General features: G+C 71.1%; 22 protein-coding genes. 12 read left to right on the top strand and 10 right to left on the bottom strand.

Annotated elements, in window-relative coordinates; translation table 11 throughout:
- Nucleotides 1-164: 164 nt before the first annotated feature.
- Together BKA02_RS06860 and BKA02_RS06855 are read right to left on the bottom strand one after the other, a co-directional pair.
- Entirely contained in the window at nt 165-1319 is a 1155-nt protein-coding gene (locus tag BKA02_RS06860) for a sensor histidine kinase (protein ID WP_179432518.1), read from the bottom strand.
- A complete protein-coding gene (locus tag BKA02_RS06855) occupies nt 1316-2032 on the bottom strand; it encodes a response regulator transcription factor (RefSeq protein WP_179432516.1) in 717 nt (238 codons plus the stop codon). Before BKA02_RS06855 ends, BKA02_RS06860 begins: the two co-directional genes overlap by 4 nt.
- A 139-nt stretch (nt 2033-2171) precedes the next feature.
- On the opposite strand from BKA02_RS06855, the gene BKA02_RS06850 reads away from it, so the two are divergent.
- The gene (locus BKA02_RS06850; protein WP_179432514.1) at nt 2172-2669 is read left to right on the top strand and encodes a DM13 domain-containing protein; all 498 of its coding nucleotides are present in this window, start codon (nt 2172-2174) and stop codon (nt 2667-2669) included.
- The gene (locus BKA02_RS06845) at nt 2666-3193 is read left to right on the top strand and encodes a hypothetical protein (RefSeq protein WP_179432512.1); all 528 of its coding nucleotides are present in this window, start codon (nt 2666-2668) and stop codon (nt 3191-3193) included. Before BKA02_RS06850 ends, BKA02_RS06845 begins: the two co-directional genes overlap by 4 nt.
- Here the strand turns inward: BKA02_RS06845 and BKA02_RS06840 are convergent.
- Nucleotides 3167-3682, bottom strand: a complete 516-nt coding sequence (locus tag BKA02_RS06840; protein WP_179432510.1) for a DnaJ family domain-containing protein — start codon at nt 3680-3682, stop codon at nt 3167-3169. The two genes, BKA02_RS06845 and BKA02_RS06840, sit on opposite strands and share 27 nt — an antisense overlap.
- A 153-nt stretch (nt 3683-3835) precedes the next feature.
- On the opposite strand from BKA02_RS06840, the gene BKA02_RS06835 reads away from it, so the two are divergent.
- Nucleotides 3836-5161, top strand: a complete 1326-nt coding sequence (locus BKA02_RS06835; protein ID WP_179432508.1) for an MATE family efflux transporter — start codon at nt 3836-3838, stop codon at nt 5159-5161.
- 39 nt (nt 5162-5200) lie between these two features.
- Nucleotides 5201-5986, top strand: coding sequence for a M15 family metallopeptidase (locus BKA02_RS06830; protein ID WP_179432506.1), 786 nt, complete (start codon nt 5201-5203; stop codon nt 5984-5986).
- Nucleotides 5987-5995: 9 nt separating this feature from the next.
- Here the strand turns inward: BKA02_RS06830 and BKA02_RS06825 are convergent, their stop codons facing one another.
- Complete coding sequence (locus BKA02_RS06825) at nt 5996-6631, bottom strand: TrmH family RNA methyltransferase (protein WP_179432504.1); 636 nt, start codon at nt 6629-6631, stop codon at nt 5996-5998.
- A gap of 52 nt (nt 6632-6683) precedes the next feature.
- Between BKA02_RS06825 and BKA02_RS06820 the strand changes: the two genes are divergently transcribed.
- Nucleotides 6684-7949 (top strand): Nramp family divalent metal transporter, encoded by a 1266-nt coding sequence (locus BKA02_RS06820; RefSeq protein ID WP_179432502.1) that lies wholly within the window; start codon nt 6684-6686, stop codon nt 7947-7949.
- Between the two features lie 48 nt (nt 7950-7997).
- Here BKA02_RS06820 and BKA02_RS06815 read toward each other — a convergent pair whose 3' ends face one another.
- Nucleotides 7998-9410: a cellulase family glycosylhydrolase gene (locus BKA02_RS06815; protein ID WP_218844488.1), complete on the bottom strand. Its 1413-nt coding sequence runs from the start codon at nt 9408-9410 to the stop codon at nt 7998-8000.
- A gap of 75 nt (nt 9411-9485) precedes the next feature.
- Between BKA02_RS06815 and BKA02_RS06810 the strand changes: the two genes are divergently transcribed.
- From BKA02_RS06810 to BKA02_RS06790, 5 genes are all read left to right on the top strand, one after another.
- Complete coding sequence (locus BKA02_RS06810) at nt 9486-10067, top strand: hypothetical protein (protein ID WP_179432500.1); 582 nt, start codon at nt 9486-9488, stop codon at nt 10065-10067.
- Nucleotides 10068-10109: 42 nt separating this feature from the next.
- Nucleotides 10110-10421 carry a hypothetical protein gene (locus tag BKA02_RS06805; RefSeq protein ID WP_179432498.1) on the top strand — a complete coding sequence of 104 codons (312 nt, stop codon included), beginning with the start codon at nt 10110-10112 and terminating at the stop codon, nt 10419-10421.
- Between the two features lie 33 nt (nt 10422-10454).
- Complete coding sequence (locus tag BKA02_RS06800) at nt 10455-11087, top strand: iron dependent repressor, metal binding and dimerization domain protein (protein ID WP_179432496.1); 633 nt, start codon at nt 10455-10457, stop codon at nt 11085-11087.
- A gap of 73 nt (nt 11088-11160) precedes the next feature.
- A complete protein-coding gene (locus BKA02_RS06795) occupies nt 11161-11961 on the top strand; it encodes an HAD-IIA family hydrolase (RefSeq protein ID WP_179432494.1) in 801 nt (266 codons plus the stop codon).
- A gap of 4 nt (nt 11962-11965) precedes the next feature.
- Nucleotides 11966-12118 (top strand): hypothetical protein, encoded by a 153-nt coding sequence (locus BKA02_RS06790; protein ID WP_179432492.1) that lies wholly within the window; start codon nt 11966-11968, stop codon nt 12116-12118.
- Nucleotides 12119-12366: 248 nt separating this feature from the next.
- On the opposite strand, the gene BKA02_RS06785 is transcribed toward BKA02_RS06790, so the two are convergent.
- Both BKA02_RS06785 and pyrE read right to left on the bottom strand, forming a co-directional pair.
- Nucleotides 12367-13269 (bottom strand): ROK family protein, encoded by a 903-nt coding sequence (locus BKA02_RS06785; RefSeq protein ID WP_179432490.1) that lies wholly within the window; start codon nt 13267-13269, stop codon nt 12367-12369.
- Between the two features lie 20 nt (nt 13270-13289).
- A complete protein-coding gene (pyrE, locus tag BKA02_RS06780) occupies nt 13290-13859 on the bottom strand; it encodes an orotate phosphoribosyltransferase (protein ID WP_179435288.1) in 570 nt (189 codons plus the stop codon).
- A 120-nt stretch (nt 13860-13979) separates the two neighbouring features.
- Here pyrE and BKA02_RS06775 point away from each other — a divergent pair, with 120 nt between their 5' ends.
- Nucleotides 13980-14522 (top strand): YbhB/YbcL family Raf kinase inhibitor-like protein, encoded by a 543-nt coding sequence (locus BKA02_RS06775; RefSeq protein ID WP_343045364.1) that lies wholly within the window; start codon nt 13980-13982, stop codon nt 14520-14522.
- 53 nt (nt 14523-14575) lie between these two features.
- Nucleotides 14576-15421 carry an exodeoxyribonuclease III gene (locus BKA02_RS06770; protein ID WP_179432488.1) on the top strand — a complete coding sequence of 282 codons (846 nt, stop codon included), beginning with the start codon at nt 14576-14578 and terminating at the stop codon, nt 15419-15421.
- A 13-nt stretch (nt 15422-15434) separates the two neighbouring features.
- Here the strand turns inward: BKA02_RS06770 and BKA02_RS06765 are convergent, their stop codons facing one another.
- Genes BKA02_RS06765 through BKA02_RS06755 form a run of 3 tightly spaced genes read right to left on the bottom strand, consistent with a single transcriptional unit; the run spans nt 15435 to nt 17162 of the window.
- Nucleotides 15435-16058, bottom strand: a complete 624-nt coding sequence (locus BKA02_RS06765; RefSeq protein WP_179432486.1) for a dihydrofolate reductase family protein — start codon at nt 16056-16058, stop codon at nt 15435-15437.
- The gene (locus tag BKA02_RS06760; protein ID WP_179432484.1) at nt 16055-16747 is read right to left on the bottom strand and encodes a winged helix-turn-helix transcriptional regulator; all 693 of its coding nucleotides are present in this window, start codon (nt 16745-16747) and stop codon (nt 16055-16057) included. The genes BKA02_RS06765 and BKA02_RS06760 overlap by 4 nt, the downstream gene beginning before the upstream one ends.
- Before the next feature lies 1 nt (nt 16748).
- Entirely contained in the window at nt 16749-17162 is a 414-nt protein-coding gene (locus BKA02_RS06755; protein ID WP_179432482.1) for a VOC family protein, read from the bottom strand.
- Nucleotides 17163-17249 lie beyond the last annotated feature (87 nt).

Genomic DNA, 17249 nt, shown 5'->3' with positions numbered 1-17249 from the left:
ATCCAGCCTATGCGCGAGCCGAGGTCTTACGAGGCGAAGGCGCGATGCGTACGGACACACGCTCGGGAGGAGGACTCACCATCGGGAGGAGAACAGCCCGGATTCTCTCCTCCCGAGGCTGCGATCTCCTCCCGCGCGAGCGATCCGGACGCGGAGCGACGGGCTCACTCCACGGGCTCGCGCGAATCGGTGGGCAGCAGCACCTTCATGCAGAATCCGTCGCCGGTGCGCTCGGCGTACACGTCGCCGCCGTGCGCCCGCACCAGCCCGCGCGCGATGGCAAGGCCCAGCCCCGCCCCGGAGGCGATGCCGTCGGCGTCAGTGCTGCGCGCGGCGTCCGCCCGCCAGCCGACCTCGAACATGCGGTCGAGGTCCTCCACCGCCACCCCTCCGCCGTGATCGAGCACGGCGAGCACGAGCCGACCCTCGTCGAGCGCCTCGGCCGAGACGACCACCTCCGATCCGCGCGGCGCGTGTCGCACGGCGTTGGTGAGCAGGTTGGTCACCACCCGGGCCAGCTGATGCGGATCGGCCCACACCACGTGACCCGCGACGTCGCGCTGCACGATCTGCACGTCGCGCTGCGCCGACGACGACCGGAGGTCTGCCACCGCGTCGGAGACGACGTCGAGCAGCTCGACCTGTTCGGTGCGCAGCCGGATCGCGCCCGAGGTGATCCTGGACAGCTCGAACAGGTCGTCGACCATCCGACCCATCGCCTCCACCTGCACGCGCACCCGCCGCGGGAAGGCAGCCACATCATCCATCACGCCCTCCTCCATCGATTCGGCGAGCGCGCGGATCGCGGTGAGCGGGGTGCGCAGATCGTGCGAGATCCAGGCGAGGAAACGGCGCCGGTCCGAGTCCAGCCGCTCGACCTCGGCGTGCGCCTCGCTGAGCTTCTGCGACGTCTCGGCGAGGCGGATCGAGAGATCGTCGAACTCCCGCCACCCGGACTGCTCGACGTCGACCACGTCGCCCTCGCCCACGCGCCTCACTGCCGCGGCGATCCCCGACAGCGACGACCGGGCGGCGCGCGCCGTGAGCACGGCGGTGATCACCGCGCAGAGGAACCCGGTCGCCGCGATCCAGACGAGCACCGTCAGGTCGTGCGGCGATATGTACATTTCCAACGCGATCGCCACGACGGAGGATGCCATGGCCAGTACCGACGCCGCGCCGACGACGACGAAGCGCGCCATGAGGCCGCTGCCGCGCATCCGCCGCAGGAGCAGCACGGCGATGAGGGTCATCAGCGCCGCGCAGCCGGCGCCGGTGAGGATGATGACCGCGGCGTCGAGCACACCGAGCGGCATCATGATCCCGCCCCCGTCGTGCTCAGCCGGTATCCGACGCCCCATTCGGTGAGCACGTAGCGCGGCTGGCGCGGGTCGTCCTCCAGCTTCTCGCGCAGCCGCCGCACGTGCACGGTGACGGTGGAGGCCTCGCCGAACGACCATCCCCACACGTCGCGCAGGATGTCGTCGCGCGATACCGCGCGCCCGTCGTGCTCGAAGAGGTAGGCCAGCAGCTCGTACTCCCGCGCGGCGAGCGCGACCTCCTTGTCGCGGATCCACACGCGCCGCCGCGCGGGATCGATCGTGACCTCGTCGCGCGTGACGACCCGAGTGGGGGCGTCGGCCGCGCGGGCGCGGCGCAGAAGCCCGGCGATGCGCAGCAGGAGCTCGCGCAGGGCGAAGGGCTTGACGAGATAGTCGTCGGCGCCCGCCTCCAGGCCCTCGATCCGCTGCTCGACCTCGCCGAGGGCGGTCAGCACGAGGATCGGCACCGCCGAGAACGTGCGCACCTCGCGGCAGATCTCGTCGCCGCTGAGGCCCGGGAGCATCCGGTCGACGACGGCGACATCCGGTTTCTCCTCGCGGATCGCCCGCAGCCCGCCCACGCCGTTGTCGACGGCCGTCACGTCGTATCCGTTCGCACGCAGGTAGGCCGTGACGGCATCGCGCACCGTCTGGTCGTCTTCGACGACCACGATGCGTGCGCGCCGATCGCCCGTGCCCTCCTCATGCATGGTCTGAGGCTAGTCGCGCCTGCCGCCCACGAGCCCGAGTTCTTACGGCTCTGAAAGATGCTCCCCTCCCGTGCGTGGTGCTGCGTAGCTTCGCTGAGGTCACCGGAACACGACGCCCGCCGTCGAGAAAGAGAGCATCATGCGCAAGACACCCCTTCTCCTCCCCACCGCCCTGCTGGCCGTCGGCCTGGCACTCGCGGGCTGCAGCTCGCCAACCGATTCGGGCACGAACGAGGGCATGCAGGACTCGTCGTCGGAGTCCATGGCCCCGAACGACTCGATGGCGCCGGAGGATTCGATGGACGAGGACGAGGCGATGAACAGCGACGCCATGGCCGAGGTCAGCGGCATGTTCGAGGGCCTGGGCGACAAGAGCGTCGCAGGGACGGCGACGTTGTCGGGTGACGCGCTGACCCTGTCGGGGTTCTCGTCCGATGAGGGCCCGGACCTGCACGTGTACCTCACCAACGGCGTCGACGAGGAGGCCGTGACCGCGGGGATGCGCATCGACGCCGTCGCGTTCGATCAGGAGTCGCAGACATTCGCGCTCGACGGCGTCGATCCCTCGACGTACACGCACGTCGTGATCCACTGCGACAAGGCCAAGGCGGTGTTCGGCGCCGCCGCACTGTCGTGATCCCTGGGATCGCCTCGCGCGCAGCTCTCGTCTCGTCGCTCATCGGCGGCGCGGCGAGGGTCGCCGCCGGCGCGCTATGGATCGCCGAGGGCGCCCTGAAGCACCGGGCAGGGTTCGGCGGCGCCGACATCCTTCTCGTCGCGGGGAGCACGTCGGACAACGCGCGCGTACCGTTCTTCTTCGCCCCGCTCGGAGCGGCGATGCGCGCAGCGCCGGAGCTGTTCGGCATCGTCATCCCGGCGCTGGAGATCATGCTCGGCGTCCTGCTGGTCGTCGGAACCGGGCTCGGCCGCCGGGCGCGCGCGTTCACGACGGTCATCGCGCTCGGGTCGATCGCGACGCTGATGCTGTACTGGTCGTCGGATCAGCTGATCTGGCAGTACCCCGCGCTCGTCATGCTGTCCGCGATCGTGCTCGCGGTGCCGCACGCAGGGCTCCTCGGCGTACCGCTGCTCTGGCAGCGGCGCCGGATCCTCGCCCGGCAACAGAGCGGACGCTCAGCGGGTTCGTCGACGCAGGAATGACGGGATGCACCGCGCGCGCTCCGGAGCAGCGGCGTTGTGCGGACGTGCGGCCTCGCGCCGCTCGCGCCAGGCCGCGACCTCGGCATCGACATCGCGCGGGGCGGTGACCACGGGCGGCCCGCCCATCAGCTGGCGCCTGGCCTCGACGACGCGACGGTTGAAGTCGTCGAGCACGGCGCGCACATCCTCCTCGCGGGTGAGCGAGTCGAGCTGCTCCTGCATGCCTCGGTCCTCGACGCGCAGCATGAGCGCGGGCGGGCCGAGACCGGTCAGGTTCTCGCGCTCGATCTTGCGGCGGATCCACCAGTCCGGGTCGTGCTGCGCCCCGAGGCCCTCGATCGGTTTGCCCGCGCCGGGCAGGTCGTCGAACTCGCCGCGGCGGATCGCGACCTGGATCGCCGTCTCGACGATCGCGGGCATGTTCTCGGCGTTCAGCACCGGCTGCGGCCGCGCATCCGCGTCGGGCTCGTGCTCATCGCGTGCGTTCATCGCGCACCTCCCGGGTGTCGGTGCTCTCAGCCTATGCGGGCCTCGGCGTGCCGCGCCGGAAACGGCAGCATCTCCCGACGCGAGCAGCGCATCCGCCGGGAGATGGCGTCGTTCTCGGGAGGACGGGTGATGTCCGCGCCGTAGGCTCGACGGGTGCCCCGATCCCTGAACCGCGAGATCCTGCGCCTTGCCGTGCCCGCCCTGGGCGCCCTCGTCGCCGAGCCGGCGTTCCTCATCGTCGACGCCGCTCTCGTCGGCCACCTCGGCACCGTGCCCCTGGCCGGGCTCGGCATCGCCTCCGCCGTGCTGCAGACGATCGTGGGGCTCATGGTCTTCCTCGCCTACTCGACCACCCCCGCCGTCGCCCGCCGCTTCGGCGCCGGCGAGCACGGCGGCGCGGTATCCGTGGGCATCGACGGGATGTGGCTGGCGCTCGGACTCGGCGCCGTGCTCGCCGCGGCCGGCGCCCTGGCGAGCCCATGGATCGTGAGCCTGTTCGGCGCCCCTGCCGCGGTGGCCGAGCAGGCCGACACCTACCTCACCATCTCGATGTGGGGTCTTCCCGCCATGCTCATCGTGTTCGCCGCGACGGGACTGCTGCGCGGCATGCAGGACACCGTGACCCCGCTGTGGATCGCCGGATGCGGTTTCGCCGCGAACGCGGCGCTGAACGCCCTGTTCATCTACGGACTCGGATGGGGGATAGCGGGATCCGCGGCCGGCACCGTCGTCGCGCAGTGGGGCATGGTCGCCGCGTACGTCGTGGTCGTGGGCCGGCTCGCGCGGCGGCACGAAGCATCCGTGCGCCCGCAGCGCGACGGCGTGCGCGGGTCGGCACGGTCGGGCGGGTGGCTGTTCCTGCGCACCGTCTCGCTGCGCGTCGCGCTGCTGGCCACGGTGGGCGTGGCGACGGGCATCGGCACGACCGAGCTGGCCGGGTGGCAGGTCGTCTTCACCATCTTCTCCACCGCCGCCTTCGCCCTCGACGCCCTGGCCATCGCCGCGCAGGCGCTGATCGGCAAAGGCCTGGGCGCCGGCGACATCCCCGCCGTGAAGCACGTGCTGGCGCGCACCATGGCGTGGGGCGGATGGTTCGGCGTCGCCGTGGGCGCGGTGATCGGCGGGCTGTCCGGCGTGATCGGGATCGCCTTCACGGGGGATGCCGAGCTCGCCCGGCTCATCCAGCCCGCGCTCATCGTGCTCGCCGTGGCCCAGCCGGTGGCGGGCGTGGTCTTCGTGCTCGACGGCGTGCTCATGGGCGCGGGGGATGCGCGCTATCTCGCGGTCGCCGGTGCCCTCACCCTCATCCCGTTCCTGCCCGCCCTGCTGGCCGTCTCACTCATCGGCGGCGGCGGATCCGTCGGGCTGCTGTGGCTGGCCATGGCGTTCTTCGGCGTGTTCATGCTCGCGCGGCTCGCGACCCTCGGCTGGCGCATCCGCACGGACGCCTGGATGCGCGCCGGCGCACCCGCTGTCTGAGCGGCCGGGCTGTGCCAGGGTGGTGCCCAGGAGGTGCGCATGGGGCTCACGCTGGTGACTGTCGACGGCGAGCGCGTCTCCGCAGGATGTGCCGCCGCGCTCGTGCGGCTGAACGAGGCCTTCCGGGCACAGTTCGGCCTGGAGCTGCGCGTCTCGTCGGGGTATCGGAGCACCGAGGAGCAGACGGCCATCTTCCTGGAGCGCTTCCACGTGCAGGACGAGGGCGACGGCCCGTTCGGCGACGTGCGGTATTGGAACGACCAGCGCTGGGTGCGGCACAGTTCCGAGGGAACCGTCGCCGCTCCGGGCACGAGCCGGCACGAGCGCTCCGGCGCCGTCGACCTGCGCGACACCGGAAGCGACCCCGGGGTGACCACGGAGGGCACCGTCCGATCGGACTGGCTGCGCGCGAACGGGCCCTCGTTCGGATTCCAGCCGACCGGATTCGGTTTCGGCGAGGCATGGCACTACGACTACGACGGCCCGCAGGACGGCCCGGCGACGACGAAGGGCCCGGCGACGACGGAGGGCGCGGCGCAGTCCGGCGCCCAGACCACGACGTCGGAGCAGCCTCGCGAGCGCGCGATGCGAGACTCCGTCGTCCGCACGTTCACCCCGTGGCTCGTCGGCGCGCTGATCGGCTGGCTGATCTCCCTCGGCTGGGAGATCGACGACACCTGGCGCACCCTCATCACGGTCGCCACCGCGTTGGTGATCTCGATGATCTACTACGCTGTCGTGCGCTTCTTGGAGACCAAGGTCGCCCCGCGGTTCGGATGGCTCCTCGGTGTCGCGCGCAGCCCGAACTACCATCGGCGGCGCTGAGCGTTCGGATCACGCGTGCCTGCGGCACCATTCGTACATGATCACGGCCGCGGCCGCGCCGGCGTTGATCGACCGGGTCGAGCCGTACTGCGTGATCTCGATGTGCGCGGATGCCGCATCCAGCGCCTCGGGGCTGAGCCCCGGGCCTTCCTGACCGAACAGCAGCACGCACCGTGCGGGAAGGTCCGCCTCCTGCACGGGCAGCGCGCCGACGGTGTTGTCGACGGCGAGGATCGGGATGCCCTCGTCCTGCGCCCATGCCGCGAACGATTCGATATCGGGGTGGTGCACGACGTGCTGGTACCGGTCGGTGACCATCGCACCGCGGCGGTTCCAGCGTCGCTTGCCGACGATGTGCACGGTGTCGGCGAGGAATGCGTTGGCGCTGCGCACGATCGAGCCGATGTTCATGTCGTGCTGCCAGTTCTCGATCGCGACATGGAACGGGTGCCGCCTGGTGTCGAGGTCGGCGACGATCGCCTCCATCCGCCAGTACCGGTAGCGGTCGACGACGTTGCGGGCGTCGCCGTGCGCGAGCAACTCCGGATCGTAGTGCTCGTCGCCGGGCCAGCTCGCCTCGCCCCCGGGCCACGGGCCGACGCCGTGCGCGGGTGCGGCGTCGTCAGCGGGGTTCTCGCGGTGCACCCCGCCACTGTATCCGTCGGTCGCCGATCGCCGATCCGGTATATTTTTCGGTATGCCTAAAAATCTGGTCGCCACTCCTCCGCGGCGGACACCGCCACTGCGGGGACTCGCGCTGCTCGGTCCGGCGCTGGTGGCCGGAGTCGCGTATCTCGATCCCGGCAACGTCGCCAGCAACATGACCGCGGGCGCCGCCTACGGCTATCTGCTCGTGTGGGTCGTGCTGGCGGGCAACGTGATGGCCTGGCTCATCCAGTACCTCTCGGCCAAGCTCGGCGTGGTCACCGGACGCTCCCTTCCCGAGCTGCTCGGCAGCCGCATCCGCCGCCCGTGGGCGCGGCGCGCGTACTGGGCGCAGGCCGAGCTCGTGGCCATGGCCACGGATCTCGCCGAGGTCATCGGCGGCGCCGTGGCCCTCAACCTTCTCTTCGGCATCCCGCTGCTGCTGGGCGGCGTGATCACCGGCGCCGTCTCGATGGCGCTGCTCGCGGTGCACTCGCGGCGCGGACCCCGGCCGTTCGAGTTCATCGTGATCGGACTCATGGCGATCATCACGATCGGCTTCGTCGCCGGCGCCGTCATCGCCCCGCCCGACCCGGCGGGGATCGCGGCGGGCGTGCTGCCGCGGTTCACCGACAGCGGATCGGTGCTGCTGGCGGCCTCGATCCTGGGCGCGACGATCATGCCGCACGCGATCTACGCGCACTCCGCACTCAGCCGCGACCGCTTCGCGATCCCCGCACAGGCCGGCGACGCCGCTCGCCCCGCGGTGCGCACACTGCTGCGGGCGACGCGGTGGGATGTGACGATCGCCATGGTCATCGCCGGCTCGGTCAACCTCGCGATCCTGCTCGTCGCCGCCGCCAACCTCGCCGGCGTCGAGGGCACCGACTCGCTGGAGGGCGCGCACACGGCCCTCGAGGCGGGGCTGGGCCCCGTCATCGCCACGCTGTTCGCCGTGGCACTGCTCGCCTCCGGCCTGGCATCCACCTCTGTCGGCGCCTACGCGGGGGCCGAGATCATGCACGGGCTGCTGCACGTGCGCGTTCCGATGCTCGCCCGGCGCCTGGTCACACTCATCCCCGCGCTCGTCGTCCTGGCCGTCGGGTTCGATCCCACGCTCGCCCTGATCCTGAGCCAGGTGGTGCTCTCGTTCGGCATCCCCTTCGCGCTCGTGCCGCTCGTCGCCCTCACGGCGCAGCGCCGCACGCTCGGCGCCTTCGCCAACCGTGCGCTGACGACGGTCGTCGGCATCCTCGCGTCGGTGCTGCTGATCGCGCTGAACGGCGTGCTGCTGTGGCTCGTGCTCACCGGCACGTGACCTTCGCCCCGCCGCCGGGCAGCCTCACCCCGCCGCCGGACAAGAGGATCAGCCGCTCGTGATCCGCAGCGTCGCATCCGCCGTGACGGGGCGCACGACGAGGATGCCGGTGGCCGCATCCCACGACTGGACCGTTCCCCCGGTGACGACCGGATCGGCGAAGCGGTCGGGGGGCAGGTAGAGCTCGGCCGCGCCCTCCGCGCCGCGCACGGTCACCTGCAGCTCGTCGGCACCGGAGCGCCACGAGACGAGCCCGTCGACCGCGCGGGGGTAGGGCCGGTCGAGCCACGAGACGAGGTTGCGCGCCCCGCCGGCGCCGTCGTACGGGCCCCAGTCTCCGTCGTCGCGCGACCAGTAAGCCACGCCGAAACCGTGCTCGTCGGCCGTGCGGTACACGAGCTCGACGTACTCCTGCGCGCCGGGCGCAGTGGTGTCGAGACCGAACTCGCCGAGGATCACCGGTACCGGGCCCTCGCCCTTGCCGAGCATGTCGGCGGTGTTCAGCACGTTGCGGGTCCACGCGGCGACCGTGCCGTCGACGAGCATGCGCGACGATCCGTCGTAGCCGTCGCCGAGGTCCATCGACAGCGGATACAGGTGAGGGCAGAACGCGACCCGGGCGTCGCCGTCGCGCGCGTCGTCGACGGCGCCGAGCGCACTGGGCAGGCCCCAGTTGAATCCGAACGCCTGCGGCTCCAGGCACAGCCAGGTGTCGTCGTCGACCTCGCGGATCGCATCCGCCGTGCGCTGATAGAGGTCGGTGAGCGGGCCGGACTCGAAGGCGACGCCCTGCAGCGTGCCCCCGTACGGCTCGTTCATGAGGTCGTACGCGACGACCGCAGGGTCGTCGGCGAAGCGCTCGGCCACGGCGCGCCACGCCTGCGCGTAGTGCTCCCTGAGCTCGGGATGCTCGCCGGTCGTGTTCCAGAAGTGATCGAAGGCGCGGATGACGCCGGGCTCGAGGTAGATGAGCTCCCACTGATCCTGCGGGGTCACGGGCAGGCCGTCGAGGTGCGTGGCCCAGGCCGGCGCCCCGTTGCCGTTCTCGCCGGACGGGGTGATCGCCTGACCCCACAGGTCCTGGTGCATGTCGAGCATGACGTGGTACCCGCGGGCGGAGTACCAGGCCACACGCTCGGCCACCGCGTCGAGGTAGGACTGGTCGATCACGCCCTCCTCGGGTTCCACCGCTCGCCAGGAGATGAGGAAGCGCACGAAATTCGTGCCCATGTCGGAGTACTCCCGCTGCAGGTCGTCCTCGGTGAACACCGGCAGCCCGTCGGGACTGCTCTTGGCGCTGCCCGCCGTCGAGAAGCCGTGCGCGACGATCGCGCGACCCGCGTCGTCGGCGAGGAACGCCTCGGTCGCCTCCGGCGTCTCGCGCATCGCCGCGGCGACGCCCCCGCCGATCACGGCGGCCGTGAGCAGGAGCCCGAAGACCACTCTTCCGGGGTTCGCCACCGCCACCTCCCGGGGTTCTCAGACACGTGCGCGGGCCCTCGCAGGACCCGGTTTCCCGGATGCTAACATCGCGCCATGGCTGACGTGTCCGACGGCTCCGCGCGTCTCGGACGCAGCGGCTGGACGGTGCTCGCAGCCCTCCTCGCTCTCGCCGTCGTCGCCGGTCTCCGGGCCGTCGCCGGGCTCGCCGAGACGTGGTTCGCGCCTCTGCTCGTGCCGCCGGCGATCGGTCTGCCGACCGTCATCCCCGCCCTGCGCATCGCCCCTCTCGGAGAGACCACCACGGCCGTCTGGATCATCGATCTCGTCGGCGTCGCGGTGATGTTGCTCGCCGCGGCGCTCTCGCTGCGCGCGGCCTGGCGGCGGCATCCGTATCCCGGCCGCTGGCACACCTTCTGGCGCGCGTTCGGGGTCACGATCAGCGCGCTCGTGTGCGCAAGTCTCGTGCGCGGCATCGCGCTGAGCTTCCTCCTGCGCGCGGATGTGTGGACCTACCTCGGGCAGCTGCTCGGCGGCGTGCTCGTCGCGGTGATCGTCGGCGCCGTCGCCGGGCTCGTCGTGGGTGTGCTCGCGGCGATCGTCGGCTCCGGCCGCGACCCCGACCCGATGCCCGAACCGGATCCGTACGCCTGGACGCGCGAGCTCGGCATCCGCTGAGGACTATGCTCGTGCACGCCGCGGCACGGCTAGGCTCGTCGGGTGCCCGAGACTCGCGACGACCCGGATGCGCGGCGCGCCGTGCGCATCCTCACCTGGCTCTCCCTCGCGACCGCCGCGCTGGGCGTGCTTCTCGTCGCGGTTCCCGCGATCCTGCCTGTCGGCGGACCATGGGTGCAGCTGGCGCTCGGTGCGCTGACGCTCGTCTTCGCCTTTCGCGCCCGCGCGGTGGGGATGCGCGGGGTCGCCGATTACGACGGACGCCTCTCGCTGCTCGCGGCGATCGGCGGATTCGTCATCGTCTTCTTCGCCGGCCAGGTGGCGTTCGGCGTGCTCGCCTCCCTGGGCTCGTGAACGTGAGCCCGACCTCCCGGATAGGCTGAGGATGTGGCATCTCCCGCGGCCGACGACTACCTGAAGACGGTGTTCTCGCACACCGAATGGCAGGAGGCCCCGATCACGCCGTCGGTGCTGGCGAGCAAGCTCGGTGTCGCCCCGTCATCGGTGACCGAGATGGTCAAGAAGCTCGCCGCGGCGGGACTCGTCTCGCACGTGCCGTACGGCGCCGTGCGCCTCACGGAAGCCGGCGAGCAGCGCGCGCTCGCGACCATCCGCCGGCACCGGCTCATCGAGACGTGGCTCGTGCGCGAGTTCGGCTACGCGTGGGACGAGGTGCACGACGAGGCGGAGGTGCTCGAGCACACGATCAGCGACCGGCTGCTCGAGGGCATCGATGCGCGTCTGGGACGGCCGCGCATCGATCCGCACGGCGATGCGATCCCGGATGCCGAGGGCCGCATCGTCCGCGAGCCGTTCGTGCAGCTGGCCGATGCCGCCCCCGGGCACACCGGGCGCGTGCTGCGGGTGCACGACCGCGATCCGGAACTGCTGCGCGCCCTGGAGGAGCTGGGCCTGGAGATCGGGATCGAGGCGAGCGTGATCCCCGGCGGGCTCCGGTTCGGCGGCGCCGACGTCGCCCTGCCCGAGGGATCTGCCGACGTCATCTGGCTGACCGCCTGAGCGCGACGTCGCCGCTCTGCGATCAGGCTATTCTCGCCCCCTGCCGTTCAGGTGCCGGCTCTAGGCTGAGGGCATGGCCGATCGCTCCGACATCGAATGCTGGCTCACCGACATGGACGGCGTGCTCGTCCACGAGAACGACGCGCTGCCAGGGGCCGCCGAGCTGCTCGCGGGCTGGGAGCGCGACGGGGTGCCCTACCTCGTGCTCACGAACAACTCGATCTTCACCGCGCGCGACCTCTCCGCACGACTGCGCGCGAGCGGTCTGCGCGTGCCCGAGGACCGCATCTGGACCTCGGCGCTGGCCACGGCATCCTTCCTCGCGCAGCAGCAGCCGGGCGGTTCGGCCTTCGTCATCGGCGAGGCGGGCATCCTCACGGCGCTGCACGAGGCCGGGTTCATCATGACCGAGACCGATCCCGACTTCGTCGTCGTGGGCGAGACCCGCAACTACTCGTTCGAGGCGATCACCAAGGCCATCCGGCTGATCACCGACGGCGCCCGGTTCATCGTCACCAACCCCGATGCGACCGGCCCCAGCGCCGACGGACCGCTGCCGGCCACGGGCGCGATCGCGGCGCTCATCACCAAGGCCACCGGGCGCGAGCCGTACGTGGTGGGCAAGCCGAACCCGATGATGTTCCGCTCGGCGCTGAACAAGATCGGCGCGCATTCGAAGAAGACCGGGATGATCGGCGACCGGATGGACACCGACATCGTCGCAGGCATCGAGGCGGGCCTGCACACGGTCCTCGTGCTCAGCGGCATCAGCGATCAGCGCGAGATCGAGAAGTATCCGTTCCGTCCGGATGAGATCGTCGGCGGCGTCATCGACCTCGTCGGCGGCGTGGACGCGGCGCCCGGAGGAGAATGACGCCATGAGCACCTCGCCGATTCTCTGGGTCGCCTTCGTCATCGGCCTCGCCGCGCTGACGATCTGGATCGTGCAGCTGGTGCGCAGTCGCCGAGACCGCGGTGACGGCCGTGGTCCGTGGTGGCAGGGTCCCTGGGACGAAGACGACCACCGCTGAGGCGATCGTCCCGGATGGCTGAGCGCCATCACCCCTCTCGGGACGGATGGCTGAACCCCGCCATCCCCCTCGGGTACGGATGGCTGACCGATCCGTCGGATTCGGCCGCTCGGGCACCCGATCGGCCCGTTTCCGCCTTCCGACTCAGCCATCTGTACCGCGAGGCGCGGTGACACTCAGCCATTCGTCCGGCGTCGAGCGGTGGCACTCAGCCATTCGTACCGCGCCATCTGTACCGCATCGCGCGGTCAGCGGAGCACGAACGCGGCCGCGCCGATGAGCGGGCCCTCGTCGCCGAGGCTCGACCGCACGACGCGCGTCCGCCGCGAGTACTCGTGGGCCGCCGTCTCGGTCAGCGCGGCGTGCACGAGGTCGATGTAGTCGTCCGACACCCGCGAGAACCCTCCGCCGATCGCGATGACGTCGAGGTCGACGAGGGTCGCGGCATCCGCCAGCGCCTCGCCGACCGCGCGCGCCGAGCGCTCGATCGCCGCCCGTGCGATCGCATCGCCGCTCGCGGCGTCGCGCGCCAGATCCTCACCGGTCGCGCCGCGCCATCCCTGCGACTGCGCCCATGAGGCGCTCGCCGGCCCCGAGGCGATCTCTTCGAGGGTGAGCCCTGCCCCGCGGCGCACCTGACCGAGATGCCCGGCGTTGCCGGTCGCGCCGGGCACGTACCGCCCGTCCATGACGAACCCGCCGCCGACCCCGGTCGACACCACGATCGACAGCGACGCCCTGGCATCGCGCGTGGCACCGAGCCACGACTCTGCGAGAGCGAGCGCGCCCCCATCGTGCCCGAACACGGCGCGGATCTCGCGGCCGAGGATGCCGGATGCCGTGCGCGTCACGGCGTCCGCCAGCCCGTAGCCGCGCGCGAGCGGCATGTTGACGGGGAAGATGGCACCGGTGTGGCGGTCCACGGGCCCGGCGCTGCCGATGCCTGCGCCGACGAGATCGGCCTCCTCCGGCAGGCGGGAGAGCGCATGCGCGAGGACCTCGGCGAGGGCATCGTCGAGGTCTCCCGCGGTGGCCGCCCTGCCGGTCTCGCGGCGGCTGCGTGAGCCCTCGACGAGGGTGCCATCGTCGAGGACGAGGGCGGCTTCGAGCTTCGTGCCGCCGACGTCGACGGCGAGGGCGATCCGAGTCATGGGAGTCGGCTCCGCCGGGATCACTGCGGGTCGAGGCCGAGGTCGTCGAGATCGATCGCCGCCCGCCACTGCAGGCCCGCGGCCTCGACCGCCGCCTGCGCGCCGGTCTTGCGGTCCACGATCACGGCGACGGCGAGCACCTCGGCGCCTTCGCGACGCAGCACCTCGACGGCCTTGAGCGCGGACTGCCCGGTGGTGGAGGTGTCTTCGAGCACGACGACGCGCTTGCCCTTGACCTCGGCGCCCTCCACCTGGCGACCGCGGCCGTGGTCCTTGGGCTCCTTGCGCACGACGAACGCGTCGAGCGGATCGAGGCTGTCCGCCGAGGCGTGCATGACGGCGTTGGCGATCGGGTCGGCGCCCAGCGTGAGCCCGCCGACGGCGACGGCGTCGAGGTCGCCGATGAGGTCGCGCATGATGCGGCCGATCGCAGGCGCGGCGCGGTGATCGAGCGTGAGACGGCGCATGTCGACGTAGTACGTCGCCTTCTTGCCGCTGGAGAGGGTGAAGTCGCCGTGGAAGACGGCCTCGGCCTTGATGAGGCCGATGAGGTTCTGACGGTCGGCTTCGAGTTCGGGGGTGCTGAGCATCACGGCTTCAGTCTAGGCCGACGCATCCGCGCGGAACGGAGCGGATCGGCCCCGATCGACGCCGAACGGCATAGCGTGGGAGGAGGTGCCCGATGACGAACGCACCGGAGGAGGCTCATCGTGTTCGACTACGACCCGTATGCCCAGCTCGCCCGTCTGCGCGAGTTCGTCCCGCTGGAGGTGACCAGCCCCGACCTGGCGGACGGCGCCCGGATGCCCGTCTGGGCATGGTCGTCCTCGCGCGGCGGCGAGGATCGCTCCCCCGCCCTGGAGTGGGGCGAGCCGCCCGCGGGGACCAAGAGCTTCGCGGTGTCGTGCTTCGACCCGGATGCGCCCACCGGCTCCGGCTACTGGCACTGGGCCGTGGCGAACATCCCCGCCGACGTCCGCTCGCTGGAGGCGGGCGCGGGTGACGGCGAACCGGGCTCGCTGCCGGAGGGCGCGCTGGTGCTGCCGAACGAGGCGCGCCTGCGCCGCTACATCGGATCCGCCCCGCCGGCGGGCACGGGCGTGCATCGCTACTTCTTCACCGTCGACGCGCTCGACGTGGAGCGGCTCGACCTCGACGGCGACGAGACGCCCGCCGTGCTCGGCTTCAACCGCCACTTCCACGCGCTGGCCCGCGGCATCCTCACCGGCACCGCCGATCCCGACGAGCGCTGACCCCCTCGCCCCCCCGTGCAGGGGATGTCGGCGGGCGAAACTAGGCTGGTGGCATGCGCTTGGCCACCTGGAACATCAACTCCATCCGCACTCGCGTCGCCCGCGCCGTCGACTTCGCCGTCCGTGAAGACATCGATGTGCTCGCGCTGCAGGAGATCAAGTGCAAGCCGGAGCAATTCCCCTACGCGCCGTTCGAAGAGGCCGGCTACCACGTCGAGGCCCACGGGTTGAACCAGTGGAACGGCGTCGCGATCGCCAGCCGCCTGCCGATGACCGACGTCGAGACGTCGTTCGCCGGCCAGCCCGGCTTCGCGAAGGGGCATGACGGGCCGGATGCTCCGCTCGAGGCCCGCGCGCTGAGCGCCACGGTCGACGGGGTGAAGGTGTGGAGCCTGTACGTGCCCAACGGCCGCGCCCTCGGCGACCCGCACTACGCGTACAAGCTGCACTGGCTCGACGAGCTGCGCCGGGCCACGGCCGCCGAGCTGCAGAAGACCCCCGACCTCCCCCTGGCACTCGTGGGCGACTTCAACATCATCCCGTTCCCCGAGGACAACGGCGACCCCGACATCGTCGAGGGCGTCTCCACGCACGTCTCCCCCGAGGAGAGGCAGGCGTTCTTCGCGTTCCAGGACGCCGGGCTCACCGACGTCGTCCGCCCGCTCATCCCCGAGGGCTTCACGTACTGGGACTACCAGCGCCTCAAGTTCCCCCGCAACGAGGGCGTGCGCATCGACTTCGTGCTCGGGTCGCGCGCGCTGTCGGATGCGGTGACCGGTGCATCCATCCATCGCGAGGAGCGCAAGGGCGAACAACCCAGCGACCACGTCCCCGTCGCCGTCGACCTCGACTTCGGAGCCGCGGACGACGATGATGACATGCCGATGATCTTCGCCTGACCGCTCCGAGGCGTCACCCGCCCATGGTTCCGGTGCGCACCGTTCCGGAGGCGGGCGCGTACTGCAGACTCACCACACCGTTCTCCCCGCTCTCAGCGCGAAGGAGCCGCAGGTTCCCCGGCGCAGCGCCGTCGGGAAACACCTTCTTGCCGCGGCCGAGCACGACCGGGTAGACCCAGAGCTGGAGCACGTCGAAGAGCTGCTCGGCGAGGAGCGTCTGTGCGAGATCGACGCTGCCGATCACGTGCACGTCACGGTGGCGCTCGCGCATCCCCGCGACCTCGGAGGCCAGATCCGCGCCCACCCTGCTCGACCCCTGCCAGTCCAGGGGGATGCCGGCGTCTCGGGAGGCGACGTACTTGGGCACGCGGTCGAACAGCTGCCCGATCCATCCCTCCTCCCCGGTGGTGTGGTGCGGCCAGTACCCGGCGAAGATGTCGTAGGTGCGCCGGCCGAGCAGGAGCGCGTCGAGCGTCTCCATGCCCTCCGTGACCCAGCGGCCGACGGCCTCGTCGGGCAGCGGCGCCTGCCATCCGCCGAAGGGGAACGCGCCGTCAGTGTCCTCCTCGGGGCCGCCCGGCGCCTGGGCGACGCCGTCGAGCGTGGTGAACAGGTCGATGATGAGGCGTCCGGTCATGATGCGATTCCTTCGGTGTCGATGGGTGCGATGCGGAAAGTGCGGGCGAAGTCGTCGAGCGCGGTGGCGTCGCCGCGCACGACGGCGACGAGATCCTGCGCGATCGCCTCGGCCGGCGTCACCTCGCCGGCGATGAGGGTGCGGATGCCCGGGCCGGCGACGATCACCGCCTCCGGCTCGCCGGAAGGCGTCTCGCCGCCGACGGGAGGGGCGGGAGGGGCGATCTGCGCGATCCGCAGCTCGCCGCGCTGCACGATGACGCGCAGCGCGATGTCTCCGACGTGCAGCTCGATGTCGGCATCCACGGCCCGCTCCGCGACGAATGAGGTGCGCAGCGCCATCGTGAGCGAGTCCGGAGTGACCACGTCGGCGGGCGCGGGCTCGCCCATCGCCTGGAACCCCCACCGTCCGAGTGCGAGCATGATCGGTTCGAGGGCCCGCCCGTACGGCGTCAGTTCGTAGACCACTCCGCCGGACACCGGCACCCGCTGCACGACCTCCGCCTCCTGCAGTTCCTTCAGCCGCGCCGACAGGATGTTGGTGGGGATGCGCGGCAGGCCCTGCTTGAGATCGGTGTACCGGCGCGGTCCGACGAGCAGGTCGCGCACGATGAGCAGCGCCCATCGCTCGCCGACGAGCTCGACCGCCGTGGTCAGTCCGCAGTACTGGCCGTAGCTGCGCCGGGGCATGTCAGGCCGCCGAGCCCGGCCCCGGCACGGTGTCGTCCATGTGCATGAACCCGAGCGAGTTGCCGTCGGGGTCGTCGAGGTCGCGCGCGTACATGAATCCGTTGTCCTGCGCGGGCTTGGGTTCGCTGCCGCCGGCCGCAAGGCCCTTCTCCACGATCGCATCGACGTCATCGCGGGAGTCGCGGCTGAACCCGATCGACATCTGCGTCTGATGGCGCGGATCGATGAGGGTCTTGTCGGTGAAGGTGCCGAAGAACTCGCGCGTGAGCACCATGAAACACAGCTCGTCGCTCCACACGATGCACGCCGCGTTCTCGTCGGTGAACGCGGAATTGATCTCGCATCCGAGCGCCGCATAGAACGCCTTGCTGCGTTCGAGGTCGGAACTGGGCAGGCTGACGAACACCGTCGACATGAGAACTCCTTTGTCTGAATGTCCTTAAGCTTGTTATAAGCAAGCATGATTGTCAATAACAAGTAATCTTGGAATCCGTCGCGCGGG

The organism is Microbacterium pseudoresistens, from assembly GCF_013409745.1.
Classification (GTDB): domain Bacteria; phylum Actinomycetota; class Actinomycetes; order Actinomycetales; family Microbacteriaceae; genus Microbacterium; species Microbacterium pseudoresistens.
This window is presented reverse-complemented; position numbering and strand designations above follow the sequence as displayed.